Annotated in this window: 13 protein-coding genes; 6 read left to right on the top strand and 7 right to left on the bottom strand. The window is 50.1% G+C overall.

Going from position 1 to position 16,768, the window contains the following annotated elements:
* Positions 1–20: 20 nt before the first annotated feature.
* From accB to menB, 4 genes are all read right to left on the bottom strand, one after another.
* Positions 21–485 carry an acetyl-CoA carboxylase biotin carboxyl carrier protein gene (gene accB, locus EDC45_RS05385; RefSeq protein WP_133544512.1) on the bottom strand — a complete coding sequence of 155 codons (465 nt, stop codon included), beginning with the start codon at positions 483–485 and terminating at the stop codon, positions 21–23.
* A 148-nt stretch (positions 486–633) separates the two neighbouring features.
* The gene (aroQ, locus tag EDC45_RS05380) at positions 634–1,095 is read right to left on the bottom strand and encodes a type II 3-dehydroquinate dehydratase (protein ID WP_133544244.1); all 462 of its coding nucleotides are present in this window, start codon (positions 1,093–1,095) and stop codon (positions 634–636) included.
* 80 nt (positions 1,096–1,175) lie between these two features.
* Positions 1,176–2,171, bottom strand: a complete 996-nt coding sequence (gene menC / locus EDC45_RS05375; RefSeq protein ID WP_133544242.1) for an o-succinylbenzoate synthase — start codon at positions 2,169–2,171, stop codon at positions 1,176–1,178.
* Positions 2,172–2,345: 174 nt separating this feature from the next.
* Positions 2,346–3,203: a 1,4-dihydroxy-2-naphthoyl-CoA synthase gene (gene menB / locus EDC45_RS05370; protein ID WP_133544240.1), complete on the bottom strand. Its 858-nt coding sequence runs from the start codon at positions 3,201–3,203 to the stop codon at positions 2,346–2,348.
* Between the two features lie 367 nt (positions 3,204–3,570).
* On the opposite strand from menB, the gene yedE reads away from it, so the two are divergent.
* Complete coding sequence (gene yedE, locus EDC45_RS05365) at positions 3,571–4,635, top strand: YedE family putative selenium transporter (RefSeq protein ID WP_133544238.1); 1,065 nt, start codon at positions 3,571–3,573, stop codon at positions 4,633–4,635.
* Positions 4,636–4,664: 29 nt separating this feature from the next.
* Here yedE and menH read toward each other — a convergent pair whose 3' ends face one another.
* Genes menH through EDC45_RS05350 form a run of 3 tightly spaced genes read right to left on the bottom strand, consistent with a single transcriptional unit; the run spans position 4,665 to position 8,480 of the window.
* Positions 4,665–5,417, bottom strand: a complete 753-nt coding sequence (gene menH / locus EDC45_RS05360; RefSeq protein ID WP_133544236.1) for a 2-succinyl-6-hydroxy-2,4-cyclohexadiene-1-carboxylate synthase — start codon at positions 5,415–5,417, stop codon at positions 4,665–4,667.
* Between the two features lie 52 nt (positions 5,418–5,469).
* Positions 5,470–7,176, bottom strand: coding sequence for a 2-succinyl-5-enolpyruvyl-6-hydroxy-3-cyclohexene-1-carboxylic-acid synthase (menD, locus tag EDC45_RS05355; protein ID WP_133544234.1), 1,707 nt, complete (start codon positions 7,174–7,176; stop codon positions 5,470–5,472).
* Positions 7,167–8,480 (bottom strand): isochorismate synthase, encoded by a 1,314-nt coding sequence (locus EDC45_RS05350; protein WP_133544232.1) that lies wholly within the window; start codon positions 8,478–8,480, stop codon positions 7,167–7,169. The genes menD and EDC45_RS05350 overlap by 10 nt, the downstream gene beginning before the upstream one ends.
* Before the next feature lie 297 nt (positions 8,481–8,777).
* Between EDC45_RS05350 and EDC45_RS05345 the strand changes: the two genes are divergently transcribed.
* From EDC45_RS05345 to EDC45_RS05325, 5 genes are all read left to right on the top strand, one after another.
* Positions 8,778–9,992 carry a pyridoxal phosphate-dependent aminotransferase gene (locus EDC45_RS05345; protein ID WP_133544230.1) on the top strand — a complete coding sequence of 405 codons (1,215 nt, stop codon included), beginning with the start codon at positions 8,778–8,780 and terminating at the stop codon, positions 9,990–9,992.
* Positions 9,993–10,741: 749 nt separating this feature from the next.
* Positions 10,742–13,033, top strand: a complete 2,292-nt coding sequence (gene gshAB / locus EDC45_RS05340; RefSeq protein ID WP_133544228.1) for a bifunctional glutamate--cysteine ligase GshA/glutathione synthetase GshB — start codon at positions 10,742–10,744, stop codon at positions 13,031–13,033.
* Between the two features lie 109 nt (positions 13,034–13,142).
* A complete protein-coding gene (locus EDC45_RS05335; protein WP_133544226.1) occupies positions 13,143–14,261 on the top strand; it encodes a PhoH family protein in 1,119 nt (372 codons plus the stop codon).
* Between the two features lie 3 nt (positions 14,262–14,264).
* Positions 14,265–14,732 (top strand): rRNA maturation RNase YbeY, encoded by a 468-nt coding sequence (gene ybeY / locus EDC45_RS05330; protein WP_133544224.1) that lies wholly within the window; start codon positions 14,265–14,267, stop codon positions 14,730–14,732.
* Between the two features lie 128 nt (positions 14,733–14,860).
* Positions 14,861–16,762 carry a GNAT family N-acetyltransferase gene (locus EDC45_RS05325; RefSeq protein WP_133544510.1) on the top strand — a complete coding sequence of 634 codons (1,902 nt, stop codon included), beginning with the start codon at positions 14,861–14,863 and terminating at the stop codon, positions 16,760–16,762.
* Positions 16,763–16,768: the final 6 nt, after the last annotated feature.

Genomic DNA, 16,768 nt, shown 5'->3' with positions numbered 1-16,768 from the left:
TGCTACATCGGGAAATGGGATTATTCAATGACGATTAAAGGTTCGTCGAATTCGACCGCATCACCGTCATTAATCAGAATCGCTTTAACGACCCCGGCTTTATCCGCTTCAATGCGGTTCATCATTTTCATCGCTTCCACGATACAAAGGGCATCGCCAACTTTTACCGCCTGTCCGACTTCGACAAAGGCTTTGGCTTCCGGGCTAGGACTGCGGTAGAAGGTTCCGACCATAGGTGAGCGGATAAGGTAGCCGGACAATTCTTCCGCCGGTAGGCTCGGCGCGGCGGCCGGTGCGGCTTGAGCCGCAGGGGCTACGCTCGGAGCCGGTGCAGGTGCGGCCGCCGGCAAGGTATATTGAACGGAACTCGGTGCAGGCGCACCGCGGCTGATGCGAACCGATTCTTCCCCCTCGGAGATTTCCAGCTCCATAATGCCTGATTCTTCAACTAATTCGATAAGTTTTTTAATTTTACGAATATCCATTGCCATAATTTTGATCCGTTTCTGTGTAAAAAAATATAAAAAAACCGACCGCACTTTGACTTCATTGGCGAAGTGCGGCGAAAAGACTGAGGCAAGATTACCTGAAATAAATCCTTTTGGCGATAAAATTCTGTGATTTTCGCAGAAATTATGCGCTTTTTGTGCCTGAATTTAAATATTCCAGGGCAAAATCGAAGGCATAGCGATAACCTGCCGCTCCCAGCCCGCAGATAACGCCCTGCGCCACATCGCTGAAATAAGAATGATGACGGAAGGGTTCCCGTTTGTGAATATTGGACAGATGAATTTCCACAAAAGGAATGGCTACAGCCAGCAATGCGTCGCGCAGCGCCACGCTGGTATGAGTGTAGGCGGCGGGATTGATCAGAATAAAATCCGTACGCTGCAGACTTTGATGGATTTTCTCAATCAACTTTTCTTCGCTATTGGCCTGAAAGCATTCCAAGAGGACGTTATGTTGATTTGCCAGCGCCTGCAAATCGGCTTCAATCGCCGCGAGGGAAAGGGAGCCGTAATGGGTGGGTTCGCGTACGCCGAGCATATTTAAGTTCGGGCCGTTCAATAATAAAATGCGAAAAGGTTGCGGCATAGTTTGTTCCTTTATATTATCGGGAGCGCCTCGGGCAGAGGTGCGGAACCCGGTGAGAATGGATATTTATTGTTACGCACTCAGTATTTCAACTCGCGAATATATTCGCTGTCCAGTTCCAGCAGCGGCAGCTCGGAACCCGGCCAGCGGCGCAACAGCTGATAATCCATCAGATTCAAGGTATCCAGACCGAGAACCGTATCCGGCGTATATTGGCGTGCGATGCGCGCCAGCTGGGTGAGACCCAGGCTGCTTTCCAGCGAAGAACTGATCACCGCTTTTAAGCCCCGGGCATGGGCCTGAGCGATTAGGTCGATGCAATGTTCAAGTGATCCTACTAAGCTGGGTTTGATAACAATGGCCGCAACCAAGGGATCTTCTGTTACCTTAAAGCCCGGTTCGCGTACGCTTTCGTCCCAGGCGATGGCAATACCGCTTTCCCGGGCGAAATTGAGGCTTTCTTCCGGGGTTTTGCAAGGCTCTTCCAGAAACTGAATGCGGCGGCGATGTTCGGGTTTGATATATTTGGCGAACATCTGTGCTTTTTGCATCGTCCAGCTGCGGTTGGCGTCCAGACGCAGATGCAGATCGGGAATGGCTTCCAGCAGCATATCGGCGATCAGACCATCACGATTGGCCTCATACATGCCTACCTTGATTTTCGCTACTTTTTCACCCTGCATTTGATCCAGGGGTTGATAGAGTTCGTCCGGATCGCCGTAGCACAGCGGTGCGATCTGATAATTGCCTTCTGCTTCCAGTTTTCCCTGCATTTCCGCCAGCGCACAGCTTAGGCCGAAAGCCACGGAAGGATAAAGCTCCCCTAGGGGCAGTTTTTCATTCCGATTGCGTGCCGCATCCCAGTTTTGCAACCATTGCAGGCTTTGCTGCTGTGCCTGCTCCAAGCTTTCATGACTGAATTCCGGTAGGGGAGCGATTTCCCCCCAGCCTTCCCGGTCCTTACATTTTATTCGAACCAGCAACCCTTCCCGTTGTTTCAGAAAGCGGTTGCGCAGAATCAGCTGGCTGTCGACGGGAATACTGTAGCGATATAGATTATAACTTCTGAAGGTCATGCTTCGCCTCGTTGCAAAAAGGATCCGCCGCCATATTCCGACCGAGGGTCGGAGAGGGCGGCGCCATAGGTTAATTCACCAATATAGGCCTGTTATAAAAAACAGCGCGGACGGAAATTTACCATGTTTTTAGCGAATAAATAAAAAACTGAAAATCCGACCGCACTTCAGGACTTAAGGATTGCGTTTAAATTTGCCGAAATCCGGGGCGCGTTTTTCGTTGAAGGCGTTACGTCCTTCCTGTCCCTCTTCGGTCATATAAAAGAGCATGGTGGCGTTACCGGCCAGCTCCTGCAGTCCCGCTTGTCCGTCGCAGTCGGCGTTCAGCGCCGCTTTCAGGCAGCGCAGGGCAATCGGGCTGTTGCGCAGCATTTCGCGGCACCAGCGGACTGTTTCTCGTTCCAGTTCGGCATAAGGAACAACGGTATTGACCAGTCCCATATCCAAGGCTTCCTGAGCATTGTATTGGCGACACAGGAACCAGATTTCCCGCGCTTTTTTCTGACCGACGATACGCGCCATATAAGAAGCTCCCCAGCCGCCGTCAAAAGAACCTACTTTCGGGCCGGTCTGACCGAAAATCGCATTGTCTGCGGCAATGGTCAGATCACATATCATATGCAGAACATGACCGCCGCCGATGGCATAACCCGCCACCATAGCCACGACAGGTTTCGGGCAGGTACGGATATCGCGCTGAAAATCCAGAACATTTAAATGATGTACGCCGCTGTCGTCTTTGTAACCGCCGTAGTCGCCACGGACTTTCTGATCGCCGCCGGAACAGAAGGCTTTTTCACCCTGACCGGTAAGCACGATAACGCCGATCTTCTCGTCAAAGCGTGCGTCGGAAAAGGCATGAATCATTTCCTTGACGGTCTGTGGACGGAACGCATTGCGCACTTCCGGGCGGTTAATAGTGATTTTGGCGATACCTTCGCTGGATTTGTGGTAAAAAATATCGCTATAGCCATTGCTGCAATCCTGCCACTGAACCGGTGCGTAAAGTACGTCATCTTTAGGGTTTTGCATTGTCTGTTCCTTTCTTATCTTAGCTTGATGAAAGCGCCGCCCTTGAATCAAGGGCGACGGAATTCGAAAATAATGTTGCGGAATTATACCTGAAATGGCGGGGGAGGGATAGGAAGAATTCGGCGGCGGCTTTGGCGACGGCAGGGGAAGTGCCTTATGCTTTAATTCTTTAGGCTTTAATTGTGAGCGAACTCAAAGTTTTGTTATTCCTGACTATACAAGGTTAAAAATGCTTATTTATAATCAAAATGCTTTAGTTCGGAATCACGAACGCTTTTCCGTCCCAAGGTTCGCAAGCGGAAATCGGCGGACGCCATTCAGACAAGCGCATTCTTGTTTTTTATTTCTGATATCACAGAGGCTTATTATGAAAATTATCACATGGCCTGTGGTTGCAGGTGCTGCACTAGGTATCATTGCGCCACTGCTGACCTATAGCGGTAATCCCGGTAATATGGGGTTTTGCGCCGCTTGCTTCCTACGCGACACTTCCGGTGCCATCGGCCTGCACCGTGCCGCACCGCTGCAATATATCCGCCCCGAATTAATAGGTTTGGTGCTGGGGGCTTTTGTCAGTGCGCTGCTGGCGAAGCAATTCCGCCCGCAGGGCGGTTCTTCTCCTTTGGTTCGTGTCGGGCTGGGCTTTTTTGCCATGCTCGGCGCTTTGGTTTTTCTCGGTTGTCCTTGGCGTGCTTATTTACGTCTGGGTGGCGGAGATTTAACCAGTCTGGCGGGGATTGCCGGTTTGATCGCCGGGATTTTCGGCGGTATTTTTTTCTATAAACGCGGTTTTTCCTTGGGCAAATCCGAAACACAGGGAAAAACCGCCGCTTTTATCCCTATCGCTTTTGCTTTGTTGCTACTGTTTTTATTACTTTCCCGCTTCAGTTTCGGCGACAATCTGGCGGTATTCTTCTCTGTTAAAGGGCCGGCGGCACAGCATGCGGATGTGTGGATTTCCTTGGGAGCCGGCGCTTTGTTGGGCGTGCTGATGCAGAAATCCCGTTTCTGTACGATCGGAGCGATTCGTAATTTGGTACTGTCCCGCGATGCGGGCCTGCTGAAAGGGGTGATTGCGCTGGTGTTGTGCGCCACTTTAACCAATATATTACTGGGCCAGTATAAATTCGGTTTTAGCCAACAACCCATCGCACATAACCAGTATTTGTGGAATTTCCTCGGTATGGCTCTGTGCGGCCTTTGTTTTTCACTGAGCAGCGGCTGTCCGGGAAAACAGTTGGTGCAGTTGGGCGAAGGTAACAGCGATGCGGCAATGTTTATTCTGGGTATGATGCTCGGAGCCGGCGCCGCACATAATTTCGCTTTTGCCGCTTCCGGAGCGGGTATTTCGCAGTTTACGCCTTATGCACTGGCGGCGGGCTTTATTTTCTGTCTGTACCTGGGATTCAGCAATAAAGCGCTGAAAGCCTAGTTCGAGAGCCGGGCCATAAGTCGCCGCTTTTATGCGGCGCGGGGCTTGCCGAGAAGATCGCTTAAGCGGCGCGCAAACTGTTCCGGATTTTCTCGGTGGGCATTGTGTCCGGCATTTTCGATTAGGACGGGATTCAGGCCGGCCTGTGCAGCGATGGTACGAAATTTATGATCTTTCTCGCCAACCAGATAATGAATCGGCATTCCCCGCTGTTGAGCGGCGGAAATCAGCGGACGAAAATCCGGTTGTTTGCCCAGCGAGGTGGCGATTAACATCTCACCGATAGCGGCGTCGCAATTTATCCGGCGACTCTCCGTCAATCGGGCGCGTTGTTCTTGGTTTAAATGAGCGAAAACCGGCTGTTGATACCAATCCGCCAGTACCTGCTGCGCCCTTTCCTGCCGAAAACGTTGCGCCCATAGGTTATCATGTTGCAGGCGGGCGGTTTTTTCCTTTTCCGTACCTAGGCCGGGGTTGGCGCCCTCCAGAACCAATCCCTGTAGATTTCCCTGATGAATTTTGGCCTGTAAGGCGTAATACAAGGCGATTCTGCCGCCTAACGAATAGCCGATCAGAAAATAAGGGCTGGTGCCGATCTCAGCCCGGATTTCTTCTGCCAGCAACAGGCAACAATCTTCAAAGTTGTCGACCCTCAGGTTTTTTTTACTGCCGTGTAGGGGTAAATCCAGCGCCAGGCAGGAAAAGTGCGGTAGATTTTCGCAGACTTTTTTCCAGTCCTGCTTGGTACCGAGCAAACCGTGCAGAAAAATTAAACAGGGCATGGCTATTCGTTCCGGATTAGCCCCCGCTTGCGGCGGGGGATATTGTTTGAGGTTATGCGCCGATAACAGCGTGGCTTATTTGTTCGATCAGCCGTTTATAAATATTGCTGCCGTCGCTTGCTCCGACCTTGATTTCGATCAGCGTGGTTTCTTTGCGTGAATAGGCCAGTTTCAGTACCGAACTCAAATCCGCCCAGGTATAAGGGCGAGCATATTTCAGATCAAACATGGAGGCGGCTTGGGAAAATTCCGTATTGTGCGGCAGGCGGTAAAAAGCGTTTTTTACCTCGTGCTGAACCGGCAGCATATCGAAAATGGCGCCGCCGTTATTATTAATAATAAATAAAATGGTCGGCTGAGTTACTTTTTTAAACAACGCGAGGGAATTTACATCATACAATGCGGACAGGTCGCCGATCATGGCCACAACCGGCTGATTGGCGCCGATGCCGATTCCGGCGGCGGTAGCCAGCAAACCGTCGATACCGCTTGCTCCGCGGTTGGTATGCACCGGGTAGCCCTCCGGCAGTTTCCCCAGAGCATCTACCAGACGGACGAACAGACTATTGCCTAAAAACAGAATACCGTTATTGGGCAGAATACGTTCGATATGATGGGCCAGGGAGGCTTCGTTCAGACCGCCGCCCACTTGCTGTTCGATAAAGGTGGCGCAGAATTTCGATAGCGCAAGGGGTTCCAGCAACCAGGGTTTTTGGCGTAGCGGCGGGTGAGCCCGTAACCAATGATGTACCTTGGCGTTGAAACGGGTCTGACTGTGTTGATAGGGATCGACTCTTCTCGGACTATCGTCCACCACCCAGAATTCACCGCGGAATTCCGCCAGATAGCGGTTAATTCTTTTGCTGACAAAATGGGAGCCGAACTGAATCAGCAGATCCGCCTGCAATAGTTTTTCCCGCACGGTTTTATTGGCTAGCCAGATATCGGCATAGGGCAGGCTGGGATCTACCCGAGACTGAATATCCGTCAGCATGACCCAGCCCATGGTATCCGCCCAGGCGGAGATTCCCATGCTTTGTTCCGGCGGTAGTTTTCCTACGACAATAACGCCGCGTTGTGTCCGACGGCTGTCCCAATGCTCGTGCATAATGACTTCCTGCTGCGCGGCTTGATAATCCGTCCATTTGCGTTGATGGCTCAGCCAGCGCTGAACTTCCGTCAGCCAGGGGTGATTGTCGATAGCTTGTTCGTCGGCATCATATAAAGGTTCTGGCAGGGGCACGTTAATATGCACGACGCCGGGCTGAAGACGTTGTTGATGACAGGCCTGCTCAATGCTCGAGATCAGCCAATTGGCCGAATAATCTTGGGCGGGGCGGGGCAGATTCAGGGCAGCCACCGGATAAGCGGCGAACATATTTTCTTGTAAAATCGCCTGATTGGCGCCGCACTCCAGTAACTCCGGCGGACGATCGGCACTCAGAACAATTAAATTCACCCCGCTCTGGCGCGCTTCAATGACGGCTGGATAGAGATTGGCCACCGCCGTTCCCGAGGTAACGATAACCGCCACCGGGGTTTGCGAAGACTTCGCCAAACCGAGTGCGAAAAAACCTAATCCGCGTTCGTCAAAATGGGTATGGCAAAGGGCGCGGCGGGCATTCTGCAAGCGGTTGGCTTCCAAGGTGAGCGGCGTGGAGCGAGAACCGGGGGCGATACAAAAGTGCTTCACCCCGTAACGTACTAGGGTTTCCAGAATCACCTTCGACCAACAACGATTAAATGTACTTACTGACATGATTGTTCTCCACGCTTCTGTAATAAAGATAATAACCCCGAGGCTTTTCTTTCGATTTCCCGCCATTCCTGTTCGGGTTCGGAACCGGATACGATGCCGGCGCCGGCAAAGACGGCGATTTTATTTCCTTCGATCAGGGCGGAACGAATGGTTACGCAAAATTCCGCCCCGCTTTTATTCATAAACCCTAAAGTGCCGGCATACCAGCCGCGTTCAAAGGTTTCCGTGGCAGCCAGAAAATCCAGCGCCTTACGTCGCGGCAAACCGGCAATCGCCGCAGTAGGATGAATAGCCTGTAGGCAGGCTTCGTCGGCATAACCGGGATTTAATTCGGCGCTTATTTTACGGCGTAAATGCTGAACCCGGCGTAATTGTTTCAGACTTACTTCGCCCACTTCAATCTGACGGCTGATAGGGCGTAAATTATCACAAATATCCTGAACTACAAGTCTGTTCTCATAATCATTTTTACTGTCTTGCAGTAGCCACTCGCCCTGTTGGCGGTTAAATTCCTTATCCTCGCTCATGGCTGCGGTGCCGGCCAATGCCTCGGTATATAAGTGCGACTCCCGGCGCAGATACAGGCGTTCCGGGGTAGAACCGAGGAAGGCTTGATGAGCGCTACGGGCAAACAGAAAATGGTAGCAACCGTTATTACATTTTTCACTTTCCGCCAATAGATCAATAGGGTTGATCGGTCTTGAGGATACAAATGCGGTTTGGTTGGCAAGTACCACTTTATTCAGTTCTCCCCTTTCTATATATTGCAGGGCCTTTTCCACCCAGGAACACCATTGTTGCGCTTCGGCTTTTGCCGCTAATGGGCGGATAGGATATTCGGGGGCGGAGAGTGCGGCGCAGCTTTCCAACCCTTGCAATACTTGTAACAGCGCCTGTCGTTCCCGTTCCCAATCTTGAAGATTATCCCAAAACAGAGAAAGGCGAAGATGGTTATCATGCTGCTGCAATAACAGCCGCGGCAGGCAAAAATAGCCTTTGCCGTCAAAGGTCAGCCCGCCGATTAGGGTAAAGGGTTGGGCCTGAATAAATAAATTTGCCTGTCGTACATCTTCGAAGCGACGGACTTCGCCGAGGGCGGCAATCACTTCGCTGTCGCTTTGAGCGGGATTACGGCTGCGCCAGTAAAATTGCGGATAACAGCTTTGCATTTTCAACCAGCCTAAAAGATCGGCGGAGAACGCAATACTTTCCTGCAGGCAGCCGAGTTCGCTTCCGTTTTTACTGCACAACATGGCGTTGATTTTGGTATTGAGCCGTGCTTTAAGGCTTCGTAAATTATCCATTGCGGCAAATAATCTTGTTATCGGGCGCCGAGTCCTTTTCCGTTCCTGCCGCCGACTTTGTTTTTTTTAGCGCTTTATTGAGAGGGCGGAGGGAATTTGTGGTGCGGCGCCGAAATTAAGTTAAAAAAATTGCGCTAATTCTACCGCACTTTAAAAGATTTTTTTAGTAAATCTTTTCTTCCGTCCGGAATAGCGGTAAAGTGCGGTTAATTTTTCCCGTTTTTTTATCCGTTATCCATGTTTAACGGTATTTTTAAATGGCATCTTAAGCGCTATAGACAGATATAAGGTGAGCCTATGCAACAGTTTCCCAAATCCGATAAATTAGAACATGTTTGCTACGATATTCGCGGCCCGGTGCATAAAGAGGCGCTGCGTCTGGAGGAAGAAGGGCATAAAATTCTGAAATTGAATATCGGCAATCCGGCGCCTTTCGGTTTTGAAGCGCCCGATGAAATCTTAATCGATGTTATCCGTAATCTACCTACCGCACAGGGCTATTGCGATTCTAAAGGGCTTTATTCGGCGCGCAAGGCGATTGTGCAGTATTATCAGTCCAAGGGAATTCACGGCGCCACGGTTAACGATGTTTATATAGGTAACGGCGCCTCCGAGCTAATAACCATGTCTATGCAGGCGCTGCTCAACGATGGCGACGAAGTATTGGTGCCGATGCCGGATTATCCGTTATGGACGGCGGCGGTAACCCTTTCCGGCGGTAAAGCGGTGCATTATCTGTGCGATGAGGAAGCCGACTGGTTTCCGGACGTTGAGGATATAAAAACTAAGATTAGCGCACGTACCAAAGCGATTGTAATTATTAATCCGAATAACCCGACCGGCGCCGTATACAGCAAAGATTTACTGGAACAAATCGTGCAATTGGCCCGTCAGCATAATCTGTTGATTTTTGCCGATGAAATCTATGACAAGATTTTATATGATGGGGCGCAACATCATCATATTGCGGCACTGGCGCCGGATTTACTCACCATAACCCTAAACGGACTGTCTAAAGCTTATCGGGTCTGCGGTTTCCGCCAAGGCTGGATGATTTTAAACGGCCCGAAAGCCAAGGCCAAAGGCTATATTGAGGGGCTGGATATGATTGCCTCTATGCGCTTATGCGCCAATGTGCCTATGCAGCATGCGATTCAGACCGCATTGGGCGGTTATCAGAGTATTAACGAATTTATTTTGCCGGGCGGGCGTTTGCTCGAACAGCGGAATCGCGCTTATGAACTGATTACGCAAATTCCCGGTATCAGCTGTGTTAAGCCTATGGGCGCACTTTATATGTTCCCGAAATTGGATATTAAGAAATTCAATATTTATGATGATGAGAAAATGGTATTGGATTTGCTGGCGCAGGAAAAGGTACTGTTGGTGCACGGACGCGGATTTAACTGGCATGCGCCGGATCATTTCCGTATCGTTACTCTGCCTTATGTACATCAGATAGAAGAGGCGATGGCAAAACTGGGTAAATTCCTACAGCATTATCATCAATAAATCTTCCGTTCTTTTTTCCCGACCGCTTTAAGCCATCTGTCGATAGCCTAAAGCGGTTTGCTTTTATGTCGATGGGTTCTAATTCATAGCGAATCATTCTTTTATTCGAAGCGATCCCGCTGCTTATAATAAATTCAATTTTGTTTCGAACCCATGATGAATTGTCAATATAGTCGGCTATACCGCATTTTGCGGCTGTCGCCCGATTAAGGCGGCAATTATCCGGCAATTATTCGTTGGAGCGGTTTTCCTATCTGTCTTTATCGGAGCCGTACCTTAATGCAAGGTATATAGGTTCTACGCCGGGCGGTACAAGTCCATATTGAAATTTCGCGCAATAGGCCTTGGTTGGTTCAGGTATTTTTCTATCGTCGGATTATTCAAAGCCGGTATTAAGTCGAACGGCTTCAGCGATACGGCGAGCGGGCAGGCGTTTCTCATGGGGTTATACGGCGTAAGCGGTACGGGCGGAGTCGGAGTCCGTTTCGCACGAACAGATTGAGTAAAAATATCCGTGCTATATGGTGCTCGAATATTAATCACAGTTGTAATAATCAGCAGCTGAAAGTGCGGTGAATTTTAGCCGCACTTTTTGATTTCAAGGGCTTATTTTTATTTGAAATTTTATCCGTGGCCGCGCTATTGTCGGCGGCATAAAATCGGAATGCGCCCTATTCAAAAATTGCAAAGGGTGTTATCGTAATAGGGTTTCGCCCGTTATCGGGACAGTTATTCTTTAAGGAAAGTTAATGAAGGTTCAGCAAATTATTAAAGACAATCATTTGGGCTTATTATTCCGCCAAGGAACATTCGGAATTGAAAAAGAAAGCCAGCGCGTATATGAGGACGGTTCGGTGGTAACTACGCCTCATCCCGAGGTATTAGGTAAGCGTTCTTATCATCCTTATATTCAGACCGATTTTGCCGAAAGCCAGCTGGAATTAATTACTCCGCCGAACAAGAGCGTTGAAGACAGCCTGCGCTGGCTGTCCGCCATTCATGAAGTGGTATTGCGCTCATTGCCTGAGAACGAATATATTTTTCCTCTCAGTATGCCAGCGGGATTACCGCCGGAAGATCAAATCAAGGTGGCTCAGCTGGAGGATCCCGCCGATGTCGCCTACCGCGAACATCTGGTTGCGGTATATGGCAAAAATAAACAAATGGTCAGCGGTATTCATTATAATTTCCAACTGGCGCCGGAACTGATTAACGCTTTGTTTCAGGCGCAACGAAAATATGATGATGCGGTTGCATTCCAGAACGATTTATATCTGAAAATGGCGAAAAACTTTTTGCGTTATCAGTGGATTCTGGTTTATTTGCTGGCGGCGACACCAACGGTGGAAGCGGATTATTTTAACGGCGCCTCACCGTTGCAAGCGGGCCAATATGTGCGCAGTTTGCGTTCGAGCCGCTACGGCTATGTAAATGAAGCGGATATTATCGTTTCTTTCGACAGCCTGGAAAAATATGTGGAAACCCTCGAACATTGGGTGAGCAGCGGCAGATTGATTGCAGAAAAAGAGTTTTATTCCAATGTACGTCTGCGCGGGGCGAAAAAAGCCCGTGAACTGCTGTCCAGCGGAATTCGTTATCTGGAATTTCGCCTGTTCGATCTTAATCCCTTCGCTCCCTATGGTATTACTCTGGAAGATGCCAAATTTATCCATCATTTTATTTTACTCATGATTTGGATGGATCAGAGCGCAGATCAAGCGGGTATCGAACTGGGCAAGGAACGTTTGGCTCAGGTGGCCTTTGAGCATCCTTTACAACAAACCGCTTACCGTACCGAAGGAGAGGAAATCCTGACCGCACTGCTGGAGATGCTGAAAGTTCTGGGAGCGGAGCAGAGCGAACAGGATTTCGTTGCGGCTAAACTGGCGCAGTTTGCCGATCCCGGACTTACTTTGGGCGGACGCTTGCTGCGGGAAATCGAAGGGGCGGGCGGATACCGCAAACTGGGGGCGGAGCTGGCACGGCGCAATAAAGCACAGGCAATGGAACGTTTTTATGCGCTATCCGCTTTCGATAATATGGAATTATCCACACAAGCCCTGATGTTTGATTTGATTCGACAGGGAATCAAAACCGAAATCCTAGACGAACGGGATCAATTTCTGTGCTTGCAGTTCGGCGAACATATCGAATATGTGAAAAACGGTAATATGACTTCGCACGACAGCTATATTTCACCGCTGATTATGGAAAATAAGGTGGTAACCAAAAAAGTGCTGGCCAAAGCCGGCTTCAATGTCCCGCAAAGTCTTGAATTTACCTCGGTACAGCAGGCGCTGGCAAGCTATCCTCTCTTTGAAAAAAGAGCGGTGGTCATTAAACCGAAATCCACTAATTACGGGTTGGGGATCAGCATTTTTCAGCAGGGCTTACAGAGTCGCGAAGACTTTGCCACCGCATTGGAAATCGCCTTCCGTGAAGATAAGGAAGTGATGGTGGAAGATTATCTGAGCGGAACCGAATACCGTTTCTTTGTATTGGGAGAGCAAACCTTAGCGGTGTTGCTGCGCGTACCTGCCAATGTTATCGGCGACGGTGTGCATACGGTGGCACAGTTGGTGGCGGAGAAAAATGCACATCCGTTGCGTGGCGACGGTTCGCGTACCCCTTTAAAGAAAATCGCTCTGGGCGATATTGAAGGTTTGCAGCTAAAAGAACAGGGGCTGAGCTTTGACAGCGTGCCGGCTAAGGATCAGTTGGTACAGTTGCGCGCCAATTCAAACATCAGTACCGGCGGCGACAGCATCGATATGACCGATGAAATGCACCCGAGTTATAAAGAATTGGCGGTGGGAATCAGCAAAGCCATGGGGGCGGCGGTATGCGGTGTGGATTTGATTATTCCGGATTTAAAACAGGCGGCGCAGCCGAACCTGAATTCCTGGGGGGTCATTGAAGCTAATTTCAATCCGATGATGATGATGCACATCTTCCCTTATTCGGGAAAATCCCGACGGGTTACCCTGAACGTTATCCATATGCTCTTTCCCGAATTAAAGGGCCGGGAGGATATGAAATAAAACTTGATAAAGTGCGGTGAATTTTCGACAATAGCCGGCGCGGAAGCGTTGAAAAAATATTGCCGAAAGCGACCGCACTTTTCTTCCCGCTTAATTTCCGAGGTTAATTTTGACTGACAGTATTAGCTTTACACTCGAACCCCAAGACAATGCCCGTTTGCAATCTTTGTGCGGTGCATTTGACGAAAACCTTAGTCTGATTGAAAAAAACTTAAATCTGAATATTTCCCGTCGTAATTTTACCTTTATTCTACAACCTGCCGGCGACAAATCGCCTCCCTATGCAACAGCCCTGTTACGCAGTACGGAACAATTAATCCGCGAACTTTATCTGCAAACCGCACCGGTACGCGGCAAAATTAAAGAGCTGGATCCCCAAGACGTACATATTGCCCTGCAGGAAAGCCGTATGTTACTGCAACAGACATCGGCAGCAGAAAATAAAGAAGAGAATGAAGAGGAAGCGCAGAGCCGGGTTTACAGCACCACGATTAAAACCAAGCGCGGTCTGATTAAACCGCGCGGTGCCAACCAAGTGCAGTATTTGCATAATATTCTGCGCTACGATATCAGCTTCGGTATCGGCCCGGCGGGAACGGGGAAAACCTTTTTGGCGGTAGCCGCCGCGGTAGAAGCCTTGGAACGCCAGGAAATCCGCCGCGTCTTATTAACCCGTCCGGCAGTGGAAGCGGGTGAAAAACTGGGTTTCCTACCCGGGGATCTGGGGGCGAAAATCGAACCTTATTTACGTCCCCTATACGATGCTCTGTTTGAAATGTTGGGCTTTGAGCGGGTGCAGAAACTGATGGAGCGCAACGTGATTGAAATCGCTCCCCTGGCCTATATGCGCGGACGTACCCTGAATGACAGCTTTATTATTCTGGACGAAAGTCAGAATACCACGGTTGAACAGATGAAAATGTTTCTAACCCGTATCGGTTTTAACTCCAAAGCGGTGATCACGGGCGATATTACTCAAATCGACTTACCGCGGGGACAGAAATCGGGTTTACGCCATGCCATTGAAGTCTTGGGAGAAGTGCAGGAACTCAGTTTTAACTATTTTGACAGCAAGGATATTGTTCGCCATCCGGTAGTGGCCAAAGTGGTGCAAGCTTATGAAAAATGGGAGGCGGAAGAGGAAATTCGTCGCCAAGAACAAGCCCTGCAGCGTAAGTTGGAGCGTGAGCGGATAGCGGCGGAAAAACAACAGGATAAGGCGGAATAAAATATGCAAGAAGCGATTGTGGATTTACAGATTGCCACTCAGGATACTCGGGGATTGCCCGATGCCGTACTGATTGAACGTTGGGCGACCGCCGCACTGCGGGCGGAGCAAAACCGACCGGAAATTACCGTGCGCATTGTAGATGAAGAGGAAAGCCACGAACTGAATTTAACCTATCGAGGTAAGGATCGCCCGACCAATGTACTCTCCTTTCCTTTCGAATGCCCGGAGCAGGTAACCTTGCCGTTGCTCGGCGATTTGGTGATTTGCCGGCAAGTGGTGGAGCGCGAAGCGGCGGAGCAGCATAAATCCGCCGAAGCACATTGGGCGCATATGATAGTGCACGGCTGCCTGCATTTACTCGGTTATGATCATATTGAAGAGGACGAAGCGGAAGAAATGGAAAGTCTGGAAACGCAGATTATGCTGTCATTGGGGTTTAGCGATCCCTATCAGGCGGAAAAGATCTAACTCGCGGTAAAAGTTTCGAAAAGGGCGCAATCAAAACCTCGCTATATGCTACCGCCATTGATTATTTTCTTGTATAAACAGGGAAAAATCGCCACAATAGGAACAGCTTTTTTAAACGGAGTCCTATGCTGCCCGAACGCCGAATCCAAATTCTGATTAGTGCCGAACTTCCCGATATAGCGGATAATGTATTGCTTATCGGGGAGGGCGGGCTGGCGCCGGAGAAAGCCAAAAATCTGCTGGGCCGCGAGTTTGAAAATATCCTGTTTGATGCAAGGTACGGATTGAATGCCGAAGCTTTGGCTATCGCCGCCGGCACCCTGAAAGCCGGTGGTTTATTGGTTATCTTATTCGCACATTGGGATAATCCCGCCGCTTATTCGGATCAGGACAGTTTACGTTGGAGCGGTGAGGCCAATGCCATTGCCGCACTGAATTTCTTCCGCCACTTTCAAGCTTGCGTAAGCAAATACGAATTTCCCTTATTACGGGGTGAAGCGGGAAAAAGAGCGGTCGCTTTCGCCTATAGTTTTTCCGCCCAAGGCACCTTAGCACAAAGGCAGAAGATACAGGCAACGGCGGCGCAGCAACAAATTTTACAAGGAATACTGAGTGCGCGGGCCGAAATTTATTTTTTGACCGCCAAGCGCGGGCGCGGAAAATCCGCACTGGCAGGTATGCTGGCCGCCCGATTACGGGAAAAAGTTTATCTTACCGCGCCGAATAAACAGGCTGCCGCCACATTAATGGCATTTGCACCGCCGCAACTTGAATTTATCGCCCCTGATGCCTTGGCTCGGCGCTTATTTTCGGAGCCGCAATTGGGAGATGAAGCCTGGCTGCTGGTGGATGAGGCGGCAATGATTCCTTTGCCTCTGCTTGAGATTTTCGGCCGGCGTTTCAAGCATATTTTGTTTACCACCACCCTGCACAGCTATGAAGGAACGGGCAGAGGATTCGAACTGAAGTTCCGCCGCTATCTGCGCCGCAGTTATGAGAGCTTCGAGCTGGAGCAGCCTTTGCGCTGGCGGCAGGGGGATATGCTGGAAGCTTTTATTGAAGATTTGTTGCTGTTAAGGGCGGAAGATGAATTTCCCCGTATCCCTTTTATGCCCGGTGCGCAAATTGAAATCGCCCGAGTGGAGCAGACCGAGATTATCCGCCGGATCGGGACATTTTACGGCCTGTTGGTACTGGCTCATTACCGTACCAGCGTTCTGGATTTACGCCGCTTGTTTGATGCGGGCGCACAACGCTTCTACCGGGCAAGGGCGGGTACAGCTTTAATCGGCGCGGTTTGGGCATTGGAAGAAGGCGGTATTGCGGATGAGGCGCTGATTAGGGCGATTCAGCGCGGTCAGCGCCGTCCGAAAGGGCATTTGGTCGCCCAGGTGCTGGCAAGCCTTACCCATTGTGCCGAATTCTGTCGTTTGAATTCCGTACGTATTTCCCGCATTGCAATTCAGCCGGACTGGCAGAAGCGGGGAATCGGGCGACAACTGTTGCATTATCTGAAAGCGGAAAGCGAAACGGATTTTTTATCGGTCAGTTTTGGTTATCATGAAAATCTATGGCGTTTTTGGCGGAAGTGCGGTTTTATTCCGGCCCATATCGGCGAACATAAAGAAGCCAGCAGCGGTTGCTATACGATAATTATGCTCTATCCCCTCAGTGAGGCGGGGCGGCGTTTGTGTAAGGCGGCTCAGCGACAATTTGAACGCAATATCGGTTTGGGCTTTCATCCGTTGCGTACGCATTTTGTTACGCAGCAAGCGGACTGGTCGTTGCAGCGGGAGGATCGCCTCAGTCTACGGGATTTCGCCTGTTATCATCGATCCTTGGCGGCCGCCACCCCCGCCATACGCCGTCTGTTGGCAACGGCCGCACCTTCGGATTGTCCGCTGTTGCGTGATTATTTGCGGCGGCGCAGCGCAGCGCAGCAGGAATCTAAGGCGCAGATTGCGCTCTATCGACAAGAGATCGGGGCGCTGTTACAAAAATTATCCTCTACCCTAACAACCTCTGAATAAGGAGAA

It is taken from the genome of Mesocricetibacter intestinalis (assembly GCF_004363295.1).
Taxonomy (GTDB): domain Bacteria; phylum Pseudomonadota; class Gammaproteobacteria; order Enterobacterales; family Pasteurellaceae; genus Mesocricetibacter; species Mesocricetibacter intestinalis.
This window is presented reverse-complemented; position numbering and strand designations above follow the sequence as displayed.

What these genes read in the sequence shown, in the direction of transcription:
- gshAB (WP_133544228.1), top strand. Translation starts at nt 10,742, where the DNA reads ATGAAGGTTCAGCAAATTATTAAAGACAATCATTTGGGCTTATTATTC.
- EDC45_RS05350 (WP_133544232.1), bottom strand. Translation starts at nt 8,480, where the DNA reads ATGGATAATTTACGAAGCCTTAAAGCACGGCTCAATACCAAAATCAAC.
- menH (WP_133544236.1), bottom strand. Translation starts at nt 5,417, where the DNA reads ATGCCCTGTTTAATTTTTCTGCACGGTTTGCTCGGTACCAAGCAGGAC.
- accB (WP_133544512.1), bottom strand. Translation starts at nt 485, where the DNA reads ATGGATATTCGTAAAATTAAAAAACTTATCGAATTAGTTGAAGAATCA.
- EDC45_RS05345 (WP_133544230.1), top strand. Translation starts at nt 8,778, where the DNA reads ATGCAACAGTTTCCCAAATCCGATAAATTAGAACATGTTTGCTACGAT.
- menB (WP_133544240.1), bottom strand. Translation starts at nt 3,203, where the DNA reads ATGCAAAACCCTAAAGATGACGTACTTTACGCACCGGTTCAGTGGCAG.
- aroQ (WP_133544244.1), bottom strand. Translation starts at nt 1,095, where the DNA reads ATGCCGCAACCTTTTCGCATTTTATTATTGAACGGCCCGAACTTAAAT.
- yedE (WP_133544238.1), top strand. Translation starts at nt 3,571, where the DNA reads ATGAAAATTATCACATGGCCTGTGGTTGCAGGTGCTGCACTAGGTATC.
- ybeY (WP_133544224.1), top strand. Translation starts at nt 14,265, where the DNA reads ATGCAAGAAGCGATTGTGGATTTACAGATTGCCACTCAGGATACTCGG.
- menC (WP_133544242.1), bottom strand. Translation starts at nt 2,171, where the DNA reads ATGACCTTCAGAAGTTATAATCTATATCGCTACAGTATTCCCGTCGAC.
- menD (WP_133544234.1), bottom strand. Translation starts at nt 7,176, where the DNA reads ATGTCAGTAAGTACATTTAATCGTTGTTGGTCGAAGGTGATTCTGGAA.